Origin of the sequence: Shewanella sp. 11B5, assembly GCF_002836795.1 — a bacterium.
Lineage (GTDB): Bacteria > Pseudomonadota > Gammaproteobacteria > Enterobacterales > Shewanellaceae > Shewanella > Shewanella frigidimarina.
The window spans coordinates 1-2,157 of the sequence record NZ_PJAP01000651.1 but is presented as its reverse complement, the minus strand read 5'-3'; the positions used below and the strand labels follow the sequence as shown (position 1 = coordinate 2,157).

At 39.0% G+C, this 2,157-nt stretch carries 1 protein-coding gene; it reads left to right on the top strand.

Annotation, left to right across the window (positions count from 1 at the left end; all coding sequences use genetic code 11):
- A partial coding sequence (locus CXF78_RS21470) for a hypothetical protein (RefSeq protein WP_102037243.1) occupies positions 1-1,794 on the top strand: 1,794 nt, incomplete at its 5' end.
- Positions 1,795-2,157: the final 363 nt, after the last annotated feature.

Below are 2,157 nucleotides of genomic sequence, written 5' to 3'. Positions count from 1 at the left end.
ATATTAATCTCTGGCGCACTCTTAGTCGGTTGCGGTTCATCTGACGACGATTCTAATACCGAAATCACGCAACCTGATTCTGGCACACCGCCCCCGATTACAACGCCTCCAGTAGCATCAGAATATACTCACCGGGTAACCGGTTTAGCGGTATATCAAGGTGCATTATCTGGTGCGACTGTTTGCGCCGATTTAAACCAAAACTTAGCCTGTGATAGCGATGAACCTTTTACTATTACAGATATTGACGGTAACTACCAAATTGATTGGAAGAGCGAAGTCGAAACCCCAGACTATTATTTAGTGGCTAACTGGCAGGCGGCGACAGCAACACAAGCAATCCAAGCCCGCTCTTTAGCACTTAAGGTTAAAAATCCAACCACCCGCTCTGCGCCAAGATCTATCGTTAGTGACGCAGGAAAAGGCACGTTAATCGCTAGCCCACAGTACAATGGCGCGATTAATAACCTGACCCATATTAAACTCTCTCGGGTGATTGAGATGAAGAGTCAAAGTCTGTCTAACAGTGATATTAGTCAGCTATCGGCTGAGTTAGACACTCTATTGGCTATGTTGTATCAATTAGATGCAGACACCTTGTATTCTATTTCAGCGGAAACATCAGCCTCAGCTAACTTTATGCGCATAGACTATGCCATTGCTTATTTACAGCAAGTCATCGCGACTCAAATCCCAAACTTAATCGCAGCAGAAAAAATTCTTGCAGCTACTTATGCTCAACTTTGGCAAATATTAATTGATAGCGGCCTTTCTATCGAAGAGTTCTTCTCAGACGACATATTTACTTTAGCCGCAAATATACTCTTTAGTGATTCAGCTATCGCATTAGGATTTACAGAATTACCAATCGATTCTCGTATTTTGTCACAAAACGATTGGGATGTTGTGTTAGGTAATATCATTAATGATAGCGGCTTTGCTAATACCTTATCGCTAGCGTTGCTGTCACAGTTCAGCACATTCTCACTAGACAATGATGAGACAGGAAAGACAGTTATAGGATCAGCCTCTATTGACGGAATTGGTTATGTTACCGAATTCCCTAAAGATATAGATGAGCAAGAAATAGAAATTGAATGCTGGAACACAACCCATAACGGTTGGTATACCATTGCACCATTGCCGACGACTGAACCGTTTATAGAAGGTAATAGTTACAAAACAGTGTATGAATCAACAGATGTTAATGTCACTATTAATGTAGAAAAAATACTCACACCAAGTGATAGCTGGAGCTCAATACTTAACATTATTCCTGATAGTCTTAAATTCAACACGCTAAATTGGCCACAAACATTATATTCTATAAACGTATCTCAAGAAGCTGATGTCATGTGTCGTGAAGTCAATAATTATGAAATCTACGACCTTCCTGATTACGAGACGGCTGATATGATCACAGTTGATGATATCGCTAGAGCACAATTTGATAGTTTATATCCAGAGTTTATCATCGTCGATGAGCAACAAAGTAAGATCACTCTGCTTGATATTAACCTGCAACCAGAAACGACATTTACAGTAGAACGCAGCATTAGCCCAAGTAATCAGCCATTAATTATTACAACTGAGGACGCTATAAATGACAAAGTTGCTGAGCACATTCTTCCGACATATTATTTAGTTGCAGATCAACAGTTAATTGAAGTCAATTTAAATAAAGCTTTCGACACGAAAGACGCAAACAATCAACTAATGATGACTTATGACAATTCAGAACGCTTTACCCAAATATTATACAATCATCTATTATCACTAAAAACAACGCCATAAGAGGCTTATAGCTTACTCGCAATATAAAAAACCATTAGCAAAAGCTAATGGTTTTTTATCATCAAGCCACAAATATTAGCCTGCTTTAATCATATCGTTTTATTTATCAATAAAACGACCAACAATCGCTAAGACTAAATCAAACGCACCATAGACAAAGGACCGTTCTGCTGCCATAAAAATGATGAATCCCTAATGCACTAGATATGCCAGCTAGAATGACTGCTATAGCATACTCCCCATCCAACTCAATAACCTGTTACTTATTAACAATCAACAAAGTAAACACTGCCAATATGTAAAGTGACATATTAGATACTGGCGTTACCTGTATCTTATACACATCAGACGCTGCCGAAGAAG